Raw genomic sequence first — 11,939 nt, forward strand, 5'->3', positions numbered from 1 at the left:
GACACGAGCCGGTCCCTGGACACGAGCCGGTCCCTGGACACGAGCCGGTCCCTGGACACGAGCCGGTCCCTGGACACGAGCCGGTCCCTGGACACGAGCTGCTCCCCGGTCACGACCCGGCCCGCGGACACGACCCGGCCCGCGGACACGATCCAGCCATCGGACACGACCCGGCCCGCGGACACGACCCGGGACCGCGATCGGGCACGCTGGTGAAGACCTTCGGCCCGCGCGGCACCATCCATCTGCTGCCCGCCCAGGACCTGCCCTGGTGGACCGGGGCTCTCTCCGCCCTGCCCGCGCGCCCCAGCACCCTGAGCCCCGAAGCCCGGATGACGGCCGCCCAGACGGACGAGGTGCTCGCAGCGATCGGCGACGCGCTGACCGGAGCCGAACTGACGGTGGACCAGCTCACCGAGGCGATCGTGGCCCGGACCGGCTCCTGGGCCGCGGACCCGGTCATGCCCGCCTTCCAGACCCTGTGGCCGCGCTGGCGGCAGGTGACGCACACCGCTGCCCAGCGGGGAGTGCTGGCTTTCGGCCGCGATCGGGGCCGCAAGGTCACGTACACCAACCCCGGGTGCACCCCTTCCCCTCCCACCCGGTCGCTGCACGAGCTGGTGAACCGCTACCTGCGCGCCTACGGACCCGCCACCCCCGAAGACTTCGCCGCCTGGCTCGCCGCCCCCAAGGCCTGGGCCACCGCGCTCTTCGCCTCCCTCGCGGAGGGGGACCGCATCGAGCCCGTGGCCTTCGCGTCCGGCCGCGCATGGGTCGCCGCCGGCGACACCGCCTTCCCGGACGAACCGGCGCGCGGCTTGCGACTGCTGCCCTACTTCGACGCGTACGTCGTCGCCTGCCGGCCCCGCGAACTGCTCTTCCCCGGCGCTCTGGCCACCCGTGCCCTGGCCGGCGGCCAGGCCGGCAACTACCCCGTCCTCCTCATCGACGGTACGGTCGCCGGCGTCTGGCACCAGCGCCGCACGGGCCGCCGCATCGCGCTCACCGTGGAACCGGCGGGCCGACTGAACGCGGCCCACCGCCGTGCACTGGACGGACAGGTGGAACGTACGGGCGCGATGCTCGAGGGAACTGCGGACCTCACACTCGGCAAGGTCACGGTGGGCCCCCACGCCTGACCCGCTGACATGCAGCCAGCGGTTGAGATCATGCGACGGTGACCTCACACCTCCCCACCGGCTGGACGATCGAGCAGGTACGCACGCTCTCACAGGACCGAAGCGCCACCGCACTCTCCCTCGACCGGCTCGTGGTCGTCGAGGAACCGGGCCGGAGCGCATACACGACCCTCCGGCCCGAGGTCATCCTCGGGTTCCACGACTTGTGCCTCGTGCTCGACGGCGGAGAGTGGTTCATGGGCCGGCTCGACACTGACGGCTCAGTGGTCTGCTGGGCCTCTTACGGCCCCGACCTGACTGAGGCCATCCGCAGCCTGTGACTCGCGGTCCCGATGCCTCAGCCACCTTCACAAGAGGCTGGCGTCAGCAGACGACGCATCCGGACGGTCGGTCGGGCCGGCCGTCGCACGGGCCGGGTTGGTCCGATCGGTCGGATGTGCCGGTGGGTCGCGCCGGGACGTTCCGGGCGGGGCGGAGCCGAGGTTATGAATGAAATCGCATGACCGTTTCGTCACCTGACCATCCATGAGCATCAATCTCAGGAGCCACACGATGCGCCCCATCAGAGCAGCCTGTCTCGGCACGGCCACTGCGCTGGTTCTGGCCTGCGCCCCTGTCGCGGCCGCCGCCGCGGCGGACACCGATTCGACCCACGGCAAGGACAAACACCGGGTCATCACACTCATCGGCCGGCTCGTGCAGCAGACGCGCTTCCCCGTCAATTCCGACGGCAGCCCCGCCCAGGGCGATCGGACCGTCTTCCGCTCGGACCTCTACGACAAGGACGACAAGATCAAGCTCGGCGAGACCGGCGGCACCTGCACCACCACCCGGGTCGGCGAGGGCGGAGCGGAGGTGTGCGTCGTGACCTACACCCTGCCGGGCGGCCAGCTCTCCGTGCAGGGGATGGTCTTCGGCCATCTCAACGTGGGGCCTCCCCCGTCGTTCGACAACGGGATCACCGGTGGCACCGGGGAATTCGACCGGGCTCGTGGCTCGGTCCACGCCGACACGATCGCCACCGGCAAGAGGCGCTTCACGATCGACCTCCAGCGCTGACCAATCCTGCCCCATCCCGGTGAAAGGGCCGGCCCGTCCACGGCACGGCCCACCGGCACGTGGTCCCACTGCGCCGCCGCCACCAGGCTCGATCCGGGCCGTCCGCTGTGCGCTCCGGGTGGACGCCCGGCCCGGCGGCCTGCATCACGGGGACGTCGGAGGTGTCCAAGCCGGATCCCGCCCGCTCAGCCCGACTGCCCGGTCCAGCAGCGGGGCGTCGTCCGGTACGGGCACGACGGGGCCGAAGATGCCCCCGCCGCGGCTCTCGTCCTCGGAGGCCGCCAGGAGGAACGCGTGCGAGGCGCGCAGCGCCGCCTGATCGGGTGCGTACTCCTGGCCGGTGGCCCGGGCCAGGTCCCAGCCGTGGAGCACCAGTTCGTCCACGGCCACCGCACCCGCGATGTCGCCGGGCAGGTCGACGCCGCCTGCGCGGGTCATGCCGGTCCAGGCGGCTGGATCCCCCCAGGCCTCGGCCAGCTCGCGGAGGACCCGCGGCAGTTCCTCGCGCCAGCCGGCGGGCAGGGAGGACGCGGCCGGGTCGGGGGCCGTGTCGGTCGTGGGGCCCAGGTCCTTGCGGGCGGCGTCGCGGAAGGCGACGGCGAGGCCTGCGAGGTGGCTCAGCAGGACGCTGACCGCGTACTCGGGGCAGGGCGTCGGGTCGGCGAGCCGGGCGTCCGGGACGCCTGCCGCGAGACGGGCCACGATCCGGGTCTGTGGTCCGAGGTCGAGAGTCGTCATATGGGGCATTTGCCGCTCCTTCGGGGCGATGGGTCTGAAGGGTAGACCGGCGGGGGAGCCCGTACTCATCGTGACGCGGACCGGATGTTCACCCGTGCAGAACGGCTCCGACGGAGCGAAGCCGGCGGGCCGGTCCGGCAGGCTGGGGAGGGCGGGAGCCGGCGCTGCGGCAGCGCGCGTGCGGCGGTGGCATCGCTCCCTGGCACCCTCCGGGAAGTCTCGGGCGCATTCATCCGTACCTCACCGACCAGTGCGGCAGCCCGCCGGATTCGGCGCCGTTCCGGCCGGTGTGCGGGGCGGTCGGCGGGCGGTCCCGGTCCGGGTGGCCGGAACTCGCCCGAGGCAGGTGAACAGAGGGCTACGTGCTGGTAACTTGCGGGAGTTGATCAAGGTCGGAGGTGTGGCCGACCACGCTCCCGGCCAGAGCCACCCCCCAGTCAAGGAACCACATTGGCACGCACCGTCCGTACGTCGGCCCTCGTCTCCACCTCGGCCCTCGCACTCGGCTTCTCCCTCCTCGGCGCCACCGCCCCCGCGTCCGCCGCGGATGCGCCCACACCGCACCTGGACTCGGTCGAGCAGACCCTGCGTCAGGTCTCGCCGGGCCTGGAGGGCTCGGTATGGGAACGCACCTCCGGCAACCGGCTCGGCTCCTCCACCCCCGGCGGCGCCGACTGGCTGCTCCAGACCCCCGGCTGCTGGGGCGACGCCACGTGCGCCGACCGGCCCGGCTCGCGCCGTCTCCTGGAGAAGACGCGCCAGGACATCGCCGGTGCCCGGCAGACGGTGGACATATCGACGCTGGCACCCTTCCCCAACGGCGGCTACCAGGAGGCGATCGTCGCGGGCCTCAGGGAATCCGCCCAGAAGGGCAACCGGCTGAAGGTGCGCATCCTGGTCGGCGCCGCGCCCATCTACCACTCCACGGTGATCCCGTCGTCGTACCGGGACGAGCTGCTCGCGAAGCTGGGCCCGGCCGCAGCGGGCAACATCACCCTCAACGTGGCGTCGATGACCACCTCGAAGACCGCGTTCTCCTGGAACCACTCCAAGCTGGTCGTGGTGGACGGCAGCTCGGTGATCACCGGCGGCATCAACAGCTGGAAGGACGACTACCTCGAGACCTCCCACCCGGTGAGCGACGTCGACCTCGCACTGTCCGGGCCCGCCGCGGGCTCCGCGGGCCGCTACCTGGACTCCCTGTGGGACTGGACCTGCCGCAACAAGAGCAGCTGGAGCTCGGTCTGGTTCGCCGCCTCGCCCGGCGCGGACTGCTTGCCCTCCCTTCCCCGGCCCGCCTCCCCGGAGGGCGGGGGCAACGTGCCCGCGCTCGCCGTCGGCGGCCTCGGCGTGGGCATCCGCCAGAGCGACCCCACCTCGTCCTTCCGCCCGGTCCTGCCCACGGCCGGCGACACCAAGTGCGGGATCGGGGTGTACGACAGGACGAACGCCGACCGGGACTACGACACCGTCAACCCGGAGGAGAGCGCCCTGCGCGCCCTCGTCTCCAGCGCCACCTCGCACATCGAGATCTCCCAGCAGGACGTGCACGCCACCTGCCCGCCGCTGCCCCGCTACGACGTACGCCTCTACGACGCCCTCGCCGCGAAGCTCGTCTCCGGGGTGAAGGTCCGCATCGTCGTGAGCGACCCGGCGAACCGCGGCACCATCGGCAGCGGCGGCTACTCGCAGATCAAGTCGCTCTCCGAGGTGAGCGACGCCCTGCGCGGCCGGGTGGCGGCCCTGACCGGTGACGGCGGGCGGGCGCGGACGGCCCTGTGCGAGAACCTCCAGCTGGCGACGTTCCGCGCCGCCGACCAGCCGACCTGGGCGGACGGCAAGCCGTACGCCCAGCACCACAAGCTGGTCTCGGTCGACGGATCGGCGTTCTACATCGGCTCCAAGAACCTGTACCCGTCCTGGCTGCAGGACTTCGGCTACGTCGTCGAGAGCCCGGCCGCTGCCGGACAGCTGAAGAGCGACCTGCTGGACCCGCAGTGGCGGTACTCCCAGGCCACCGCGACGTACGACTACGCCCGCGGCCTCTGCCAGGGCTGACGGCCCCGCCCGGTCCTCAGGCCAGGTCGTACGTGAAGGAGTAGGCGACGGAGGCATCGCCGTGGCGGTAGGTGAAGCCTCCGGAGCCCGAAAGCCCGGCAAGGTCCCCGGTGGCGGAGCCGGGGACCACCTCGAAGCGGCAGACGGTGCCGCCGGCGTCGAAGGTGCCGCGCTCCTCGAGCGCGAAGCTGCCCTTGCGGCCGTCGACGCTGCCGGTCAGCAGTTCCATGCCGCTGTAGCTGCCGACGTTCTCCCCGGTGTAGGCGATGGTGTAGTCGCACGCGGTCCCGGCGGCCTCGATCCCACCGGTGAATGCATTGGTGACACGGGCGTGGGCGAGCCGCGGGACGGCCTCCGCGGATCCGACGGGGTTCTCCTCCCAGTCGGCGAAGGTGAAGCGGCCACCGGTCTCTACGGGCGTGGGCATGGCTGTCCTCTCGGCCGGCCGGACGGTCTGCTCCGCCCGGCGGTTCATCAGGCTGTGCCCCAGGCTGGCAGCCGTACCTGACACCTTCTGTCAGGTACGGAGGACAATGGGATCCATGCGCGCCGACCGGCTCCTCTCCCTGCTCCTGCTGCTGCAGAACCGCGGCCGGATGACCGCACCCGAGCTCGCCGTCGAGCTGGAGGTGTCCTTGCGCACCGTCTACCGGGACGTCGAGGCCCTCGGCGCCTCCGGCGTCCCCGTCCTCGCCGACCGGGGACCGGCCGGCGGGTACCGGCTGGCCGAGGGCTACCGCACCCGTCTCACCGGTCTCACCGACGCCCAGGCCGGGTCCCTCTTCCTGGCCGGCGCTCCCGGACCCGCACGGGAACTGGGCCTCGGCGCCGACCTGGCCGCCGCCCAGCTGAAGCTCCAGGCCGCGCTGCCCGCCGTACTCGCCGGACGGGCCCGGCGGATCCAGGACCGCTTCCACCTCGACGCGCCCGCCTGGTTCCGCGAGGCCGACCCCGTCCCGCACCTCGCGCAGATCGCCCAGGCCGTGTGGGACCAGCGCGTCCTGCGCGCCCACTACCGCCGCTGGCGCGGCGAGGTGCGGCGCGAGCTGCACCCGCTGGGCCTCGTCCTCAAGGGCGGCATCTGGTACCTGGTGGCCGGGGTCGACGACGCCGTACGGACCTACCGCGTCGCCCGGTTCCTTGCCGTGGACACCGCGGCGGAGGACTTCGAACGGCCCGCCGGATTCCAACTCGCCGCGTACTGGAAGGAGTCCACCAGCCGCCTGGACGCCGTACTCCACCAGCAGACCGCCGAGCTGCGCCTGTCCCCGCGCGGACAGCGGCTGCTGCCCATGCAGTTCGGGGCGGCCGGCAACCGGGCACTCGCCGAAGCCGGCCCGGCCGACGCGGACGGCTGGGTCCGGGTGCTGCTGCCCGTCGAGTCGGAGGCGGTCGCCGTCGGCGACCTGCTCCGGCTGGGCGCGGAGGCCGAGGTCCTCGGCCCGCCCGAACTGCGCCGCGCCCTCGCCGAAACGGTGGCCGCCCTCGCCGGACGCTACGCCCGGCACACGACGTAGGGTGGCGCCGTGACCGAACAGCCGGGGCCGGGGGGAGCGCACGTGGAGATCGAGCTGTGGGAGACGGAGGACAGTGATCTCGCGGTGTTCTGGGTGCAGTTGACGGACCCGGAGCTCCAGCACATGGCGGCGATGACCAGGAAGTACCACTACGACCGGGGCCACTTCGACGCGCACTGGGCGAAGGTGCGCCACGACCCCGCGGTGACGCTGCGCACCGTGCTGGCCGACGGGGTGGTGGTCGGGCACGCCGCCGTCTTCGGACCGCCCGAGGAGCGCGAGGTGACGTACGTGATCGGCCGCGAGCACTGGGGGCGGGGCATCGCCACCCGGGCACTGGCCGAGCTGATCCGGCTGGAGGACACCCGCCCGCTGCACGCCGGGGCGGTGGCCGACAACGCGGGCTCGATCCGCGTGCTGGAGAAATGCGGGTTCGCCGTCACCGGCCGCGAGCGCGATTTCGCGCGGGCCCGCGGAGAAGAGGTGGACGTCGTCCTGCTCACCCTGGGCTGACGCGCCCGGCCCGGCCCCCGCCGGACTCCCAGCGGACCTCACCGTCCTGCCGCCGCCCGGTCGGGCGCAGCCCGCAGCCCGCGGCGACCGCCGCCGAGGCGGCGTGCTCCGGGTGGATGTGCGCGACCAGCAGGTCGACGGGCAGCGGCATCAGCCAGGCCGTGACGGCCCGGGCGGCCTCCGAGGCGAAACCGTGGCCCTGCCAAGGGATACCGACGACCCAGGCGAGCTCTGCCACGCCCCGCGCCGGGGTGATCGTGGCCTGGACGGTGCCCACCAGCCGTCCCTGCCCGCGCAGGCGCAGCACCCAATTGGCCCAGACGGTCGCGGGGTCGGGGGAGCCGGCGGAGAGCCGCCCGTAGCGGGCGCGAAGCTCGTCCCGCGACAGCGGCGCACCGCCGGTGAAGACGTGCAGGGCGGGATCGGCCAGGACGAGGCTCATCTCGTCGGTGTGCACGGGGAGCAGCGGGAGCAGGTCCAGGCGGCGGGTCGCGAGGCCCACGGGCCGGATCGCGGGCCGGCGCACCTTGGCCGCCGCGCCGGGCGGGGTATTCCGTCCACGGCCAGGCAGATGCCCAGCACCCGGTCGTGGCCGGTCCACCCGTTGACGCGGCCGTGGTTGTTGCTGATCTGCACGCGCCGGCGCGGGAGGTCCACCGCCGACACGAGATGCAGGTACACGGTGCCGGAGACGCGGGCGAGGACGATGTCGCCGACCTCGACCAGCGCCGGGTCGGCCGGCGCGACCAGGACCCGCTGCCGGCTGTGGACCAGCGGCACCATGGATCCACCGGTCGGCCGGAATTCCACGGTCTCGCCCCGGCCTATGCGGTCCGCCTGTGTGTCGAGCATGCCCATCCGGCGAGTCTCCCGACGCGGAAGCGTTCCCGGCCACCGGATTTCTCCCTGACCAGCTCCGCCCCGCCCGGGCCGTCGTCCTGCACGGCACACGGAAACCAGGGGCGCCAGGGCCTGCGCGAGGTGAGGGCGAAGCCTCAGAAGGGGGGACATTCGCTGTAGCCCAGCGGCTCCGGCAGCGGGACGGCGGGGCGCGGCGTCCGCAGCAGGGCGACGGCCCCCTCGACCCGGCCCAGCTCCACCAGCAGCGGGCCGAGGGCCCGCTGGTGCTCCAGCCGGTCCTCTTCCAGGAGGGCGACGGCCTCCTCGAGGCGTCCCGCGCCCGCCAGCAGGTCGGCCAGGGCTTCCACCGCGTACCAGCTGCGGCCCTCCGGGTGCGCGAGGGCCTCCTGCACCGCCTCGTCCAGCCGCCCGCAGGCAGCCAGGAGCGGGCCCCTCAGCCGGAACAGCTCCCACTCCTCCTTGCCCCGCCGGGCCTTGAGGGCGTCGAGGTGGGCGAGGCCCTCCTCGGCGCGGCCCTCGGCGGCGAACAGCCCGCACAGCAGGTCGAGGGTGCAGTCCTCGGCACTGTTCAGCGCGCGCACCACCTCGATGGCCTCGGCGCCCCGCCCGTGCCGGGCCAGCCGCTCCGCGAGCAGGGCCGGGGCGTGCCAACGGCCGCGTTCCGCGTGCTCCCGGTACGCCTCGACCGCACCGGCCACGTCGCCGCGGCCTTCCAGGAACTCCGCCAGGTGACGGACGGCATTGGGCTGCTCCTCGCCCGCCGCGTACGCGCGCAGCTCGTCGATCCGGCCGTGCCGCACCAGCAGTTCGGCCAGCGGGTCGCGGTTGTTGACCGGCGTGGAGCCGTGGGAGCGCAGCACCGCGACCGCCTCGTCCGTACGGCCCTGCCGCTCGCGCACGGACGCCAGCAGGTTCACCGCATGGAACGGCTGCCTGTACCGCTCGCCGCATTCCCGGCTGCCGCACCGCGCGCACGGAGTCCCGGACGCGATGCGGGCCTCCAGCAGCGCCGCCACCTCCTCGCCCCGGCCCAGCCCGATGGCCACCCCGACGAGGGACTCGGCCGGCCACCAGTCCTGGACGTGCGGCAGGAGCAGCTCGTACGCCTCCTCGCCCTGCCCGTGCCGGGCCAGGAGGAGGGCCAGGTCGCGCAGCGCGGACCGTTCCCCGTCCCGGGCGAAGGGCCGGACGAGGGCGATGGCCTCCTCGCCCCGGCCCTCGGCGTCCAGCAGGCGGGCGGCCTCCGCGGCCGCCGTCCACCAGCCGGTACCGACGTACGGGGCCAGTACCGCGAGGGCCTCCTCCGGCCGGCCCCGGTCCGCGAGGCGACGCGCCCAGGCGCGGGCGCAGAACCAGTCGCCGTCCTCCGCCAGGGCCTGTGCGCGTACCAAGTCGGCGTGTCCGAGGGCGAGGAGCCGGTCCACGAGACCCGGCGGCACGCACTCCTCGTGCATCCGGGTCCGGCGGTCGAGCACGGCGAAGTCCATGGCGGCAGCCTAAGGGGCGGCTACGGGGGCTCCACCTCCAGGAAGCGGCGCCGGCGCGGGCCCCGGTACAGCAGGCAGACCCAGCCCAGCCGTTCCAGCACGGCCGCGCAGGCCGTCAGCCGCTCCTGCTCCTCCTCGGCCGCGCCGCCGCCCGGAGGCCCGAGCCAGGTCACCTCCACCCGCCCGGGCTCCGACCCGGCGGCCACGCGGTAGCCCGTGCGCGTACGCCGGCCCTCCGCGTCCACTGCCGACGGGGTGATCCCCGACGCTTCCAGTACGAGGGCCACCGCGCGCGGCGGCTGCCGAACCTCCCACGGCGCGGGAACCGCCGCGCCCGCCGGGCCGTTGACCAGACGACGGATCTGCAGCAGCCCCTCGTACGCCGTGCGCAGCTCGGCCTCCCGCCGGCCGGGCGGCGCTTCCGGGCCGTCGCCGGTCGCGGCCTCGAAGCCCTGCCCCGGTGCCGTCATCGCCCCACACCCTCCCGCTCTCCTGACGCGCCCTCGCCCATCGAGCCCGTCGCGGCCGTGCCGGCCGATGGGCCCGGTGGCCCGATGGGCACGTCTGAGTATGTTGCGCCCAACGGCCTGAGTATCCGCCCCGATTCCCCGCCGGGCCGCCGCTGGTCGAATGGGGTCATGACTTCCGACGCCCCGCGCAGCGCGACCGTCCGCCCGCGCATGCAGCACGTGACCACCGCAGGCTCGGCCCTGGCCGTGGCGCTGGTCCCGCTCGTCGTCGGCGTCCTGTTCGCCAAGGCGATGGCCGCCGACCCGATGACCCCGGTCAACGCCCTGATCGCGGGCGGCGGTCAGCGGGCCGCCCTGCCGCGGGGGGAGTGGAAGCGGCGCGGCCACAGCACCCTGCGCCGGTTCCGCACGGTGCGACGTGACACGGCGCGCCGGTGCGCCCACGTCTGTGGCCGCCGTCCCTGACGCCTGGGCGCGCCGACACCAGGGCATCAGCGCGCCCAGGCGCCCGGGCGCCCAGGCATCAGGGCATCAGGGCGCGGCGAGGGGCTCCTGGAGTTCGGTGACCCACTGGTCCGGGTCCTGCGGGCAGGAGAGGGTCAGCTCCCGCGCGTATCCTGCCGGGCGGTGGCCGTGTGCGTCGATCCACCGCGCCAGGGCCTGCGCGGTCGGCAGTACGCCGTCCATGGAGCCCCGGTGCACCACGGTCGCGGCCCGCTCCACGCCGGGCAGCGTGACGATCCGCACCTCGCCCCCGAGGTCCTCGGCCCGCACCGATGCAGCCACCGGCAGACCGGCGTGGACGAGGACCGCCGTGCCGGACTCCGTGCCCGGCGCGTCCTCGTAGTAGGCGGTGCCGGGACCGGTCGGCACGACCCCGGCCTCCTCGATGCGGCGGCACAGCTCGTCGTAGAGCGGGCCGATGACCGGGCCGATGTCCTGCGGTTCGTAACTCCCGGCCGTGCCGGTCAGCTCGGCGAGCCGGACGGGCGGGAGGCTCTTCACGACGACGTCGTCGGCAGGCATGGTTCCCTCGCTTTCGATGGTCCGGAGCCTCGCCTCGACCTGGACCAGCCGCGCCGCCGCGGCGGCCATGGCGGTCTCCAGTTCCGCCTGCCGCAGCCGCAGCATGCCGCGCAGCTCCTCCGCGCCCACCCGCTCGCCGAGGATCGTCCCCACCTGGTCGAGGCTGAAGCCGAGTTCCTTGAGCGCGATGACACGGTTGAGGCGGGCGAGCTGCCCGGCCTCGTAGAAGCGGTAGCCGGTGAACGGGTCGACACGTGCCGGGCGCAGCAGTCCGAGGGCGTCGTAGTGACGCAGCATGCGGACCGACACCCGGCCGTGTTTGGCGAAGTCTCCGATGGTGAACATGACGGGCTCCACTACAAGGTCTGACACAGGGGGAGGGTCAAGCGTCGCACTCGGGGCGGAGACGGTCAGCGGCCGTACTGCCGCAGACACAGGTCGACGATGGACGGCGGTACGACCCCGTCCGCGGCCGCGCACAGCTCGTCCATGCGGGGCGGCGGCGCCGGCCGCCGGCGCGGGTGCGCGGTCACGGGCCCCGGCACACGCGCCCGCCGGGGCGGCGCCGCTTCGGCGCGGGCCCGATCGGGGGACGGGGCGGGCTCCGGGCCGGGGTCCTGTTCCGGGTCCGCGTCCGGGTCGTGATCGGCGGTCCTGGGCAGCTTCCCCAGGGGCAGCGCCAGGGGTGTGGGGAGCTCGGGCGCGTCGGCGGGCGGGACGGAACCGCGTGCGGGAACCGGAGCCGCATCCTGCGGTGCGACGGAGACACAGCCGGCGCTCGCGAGGAGCGCGACGAGGGAGAGGGGCACGGCCCGGCGTAACTGCATCCGACCACCTTGCCGTACCGTGCGGCCCGCCCGGTTCCCCGCCTCACGCGTCCGGGTGACACCGCCCCCGTCGTTGCGGCCGGGGCGTGTGGGAAATTGGAACGGCAGTGCGGGTGACGGGTGGGCGCGACCTCCGGAGTCCCGCGCCGCCGCGTCCTGCCCGCCGAACGCCCGTACGGAGTGCCCGTCCATGACCTCAGCCGCCGCGCCCGGCAACCCCACGCCGCCCCCGGAGCCCACAGCC

15 protein-coding genes and 1 pseudogene are annotated in these 11,939 nt (G+C 74.0%); 8 read left to right on the top strand and 8 right to left on the bottom strand.

The features are described from left to right. The 4 genes and pseudogenes from PV721_RS30225 to PV721_RS30240 form a co-directional block, all read left to right on the top strand. Positions 1–216, top strand: a 216-nt coding sequence (locus PV721_RS30225) for a hypothetical protein (RefSeq protein ID WP_319729789.1), incomplete at its 5' end; no start/stop codon positions are given. After that, positions 207–1,139, top strand: a pseudogene (locus tag PV721_RS30230) (winged helix DNA-binding domain-containing protein); the annotation flags it as partial. The gene PV721_RS30225 and the pseudogene PV721_RS30230, both read left to right, overlap by 10 nt. 38 nt (positions 1,140–1,177) lie before the next feature. Further along, positions 1,178–1,459, top strand: coding sequence for a hypothetical protein (locus tag PV721_RS30235; RefSeq protein WP_319729756.1), 282 nt, complete (start codon positions 1,178–1,180; stop codon positions 1,457–1,459). Between the two features lie 232 nt (positions 1,460–1,691). Beyond that, positions 1,692–2,198, top strand: a complete 507-nt coding sequence (locus PV721_RS30240; protein WP_319729759.1) for an allene oxide cyclase barrel-like domain-containing protein — start codon at positions 1,692–1,694, stop codon at positions 2,196–2,198. A gap of 144 nt (positions 2,199–2,342) precedes the next feature. On the opposite strand, the gene PV721_RS30245 is transcribed toward PV721_RS30240, so the two are convergent. Then, a complete protein-coding gene (locus PV721_RS30245; RefSeq protein WP_319729761.1) occupies positions 2,343–2,945 on the bottom strand; it encodes a TIGR03086 family metal-binding protein in 603 nt (200 codons plus the stop codon). Positions 2,946–3,386: 441 nt separating this feature from the next. Here PV721_RS30245 and PV721_RS30250 point away from each other — a divergent pair, with 441 nt between their 5' ends. Beyond that, positions 3,387–4,994, top strand: a complete 1,608-nt coding sequence (locus PV721_RS30250) for a phospholipase D-like domain-containing protein (RefSeq protein ID WP_319729763.1) — start codon at positions 3,387–3,389, stop codon at positions 4,992–4,994. A gap of 16 nt (positions 4,995–5,010) precedes the next feature. Here PV721_RS30250 and PV721_RS30255 read toward each other — a convergent pair whose 3' ends face one another. Beyond that, the gene (locus PV721_RS30255) at positions 5,011–5,421 is read right to left on the bottom strand and encodes a DUF3224 domain-containing protein (protein WP_319729765.1); all 411 of its coding nucleotides are present in this window, start codon (positions 5,419–5,421) and stop codon (positions 5,011–5,013) included. A gap of 115 nt (positions 5,422–5,536) precedes the next feature. Here PV721_RS30255 and PV721_RS30260 point away from each other — a divergent pair, with 115 nt between their 5' ends. Further along, entirely contained in the window at positions 5,537–6,511 is a 975-nt protein-coding gene (locus PV721_RS30260) for a transcriptional regulator (protein WP_319729767.1), read from the top strand. 42 nt (positions 6,512–6,553) lie between these two features. Continuing rightward, on the top strand, positions 6,554–7,024 hold the full coding sequence (locus PV721_RS30265; RefSeq protein ID WP_319729787.1) for a GNAT family protein: 471 nt from the start codon (positions 6,554–6,556) through the stop codon (positions 7,022–7,024). On the opposite strand, the gene PV721_RS30270 is transcribed toward PV721_RS30265, so the two are convergent. The 4 genes from PV721_RS30270 to PV721_RS30285 all read right to left on the bottom strand — a co-directional run bounded on the left by PV721_RS30270 (position 7,011) and on the right by PV721_RS30285 (position 9,842). Continuing rightward, positions 7,011–7,526 (bottom strand): GNAT family N-acetyltransferase, encoded by a 516-nt coding sequence (locus PV721_RS30270; protein ID WP_416371215.1) that lies wholly within the window; start codon positions 7,524–7,526, stop codon positions 7,011–7,013. The two genes, PV721_RS30265 and PV721_RS30270, sit on opposite strands and share 14 nt — an antisense overlap. After that, on the bottom strand, positions 7,463–7,882 hold the full coding sequence (locus PV721_RS30275; RefSeq protein ID WP_319729769.1) for a S24/S26 family peptidase: 420 nt from the start codon (positions 7,880–7,882) through the stop codon (positions 7,463–7,465). Before PV721_RS30275 ends, PV721_RS30270 begins: the two co-directional genes overlap by 64 nt. A 137-nt stretch (positions 7,883–8,019) precedes the next feature. Next, complete coding sequence (locus PV721_RS30280; RefSeq protein WP_319729772.1) at positions 8,020–9,372, bottom strand: hypothetical protein; 1,353 nt, start codon at positions 9,370–9,372, stop codon at positions 8,020–8,022. 20 nt (positions 9,373–9,392) lie between these two features. Further along, a complete protein-coding gene (locus PV721_RS30285; RefSeq protein ID WP_319729773.1) occupies positions 9,393–9,842 on the bottom strand; it encodes a hypothetical protein in 450 nt (149 codons plus the stop codon). Positions 9,843–10,010: 168 nt separating this feature from the next. Here PV721_RS30285 and PV721_RS30290 point away from each other — a divergent pair, with 168 nt between their 5' ends. Beyond that, positions 10,011–10,307 carry a hypothetical protein gene (locus tag PV721_RS30290; protein ID WP_037806522.1) on the top strand — a complete coding sequence of 99 codons (297 nt, stop codon included), beginning with the start codon at positions 10,011–10,013 and terminating at the stop codon, positions 10,305–10,307. A gap of 66 nt (positions 10,308–10,373) precedes the next feature. Here PV721_RS30290 and PV721_RS30295 read toward each other — a convergent pair whose 3' ends face one another. Beyond that, on the bottom strand, positions 10,374–11,213 hold the full coding sequence (locus PV721_RS30295; protein WP_319729783.1) for a MerR family transcriptional regulator: 840 nt from the start codon (positions 11,211–11,213) through the stop codon (positions 10,374–10,376). A 65-nt stretch (positions 11,214–11,278) separates the two neighbouring features. Beyond that, a complete protein-coding gene (locus PV721_RS30300; RefSeq protein WP_319729784.1) occupies positions 11,279–11,695 on the bottom strand; it encodes a hypothetical protein in 417 nt (138 codons plus the stop codon). Between the last annotated feature and the right edge of the window lie 244 nt (positions 11,696–11,939).

The organism is Streptomyces sp. MB09-01 (genome assembly GCF_033794505.1).
Classification (GTDB): domain Bacteria; phylum Actinomycetota; class Actinomycetes; order Streptomycetales; family Streptomycetaceae; genus Streptomyces.

Bases quoted from the DNA above. Each gene is read 5' to 3' on its own strand.
- PV721_RS30240 (WP_319729759.1), top strand. From the start codon at position 1,692: ATGCGCCCCATCAGAGCAGCCTGTCTCGGCACGGCCACTGCGCTGGTT.
- PV721_RS30245 (WP_319729761.1), bottom strand. From the start codon at position 2,945: ATGCCCCATATGACGACTCTCGACCTCGGACCACAGACCCGGATCGTG.
- PV721_RS30255 (WP_319729765.1), bottom strand. From the start codon at position 5,421: ATGCCCACGCCCGTAGAGACCGGTGGCCGCTTCACCTTCGCCGACTGG.
- PV721_RS30260 (WP_319729767.1), top strand. From the start codon at position 5,537: ATGCGCGCCGACCGGCTCCTCTCCCTGCTCCTGCTGCTGCAGAACCGC.
- PV721_RS30275 (WP_319729769.1), bottom strand. From the start codon at position 7,882: ATGGGCATGCTCGACACACAGGCGGACCGCATAGGCCGGGGCGAGACC.
- PV721_RS30280 (WP_319729772.1), bottom strand. From the start codon at position 9,372: ATGGACTTCGCCGTGCTCGACCGCCGGACCCGGATGCACGAGGAGTGC.
- PV721_RS30285 (WP_319729773.1), bottom strand. From the start codon at position 9,842: ATGACGGCACCGGGGCAGGGCTTCGAGGCCGCGACCGGCGACGGCCCG.
- PV721_RS30290 (WP_037806522.1), top strand. From the start codon at position 10,011: ATGACTTCCGACGCCCCGCGCAGCGCGACCGTCCGCCCGCGCATGCAG.
- PV721_RS30295 (WP_319729783.1), bottom strand. From the start codon at position 11,213: ATGTTCACCATCGGAGACTTCGCCAAACACGGCCGGGTGTCGGTCCGC.
- PV721_RS30300 (WP_319729784.1), bottom strand. From the start codon at position 11,695: ATGCAGTTACGCCGGGCCGTGCCCCTCTCCCTCGTCGCGCTCCTCGCG.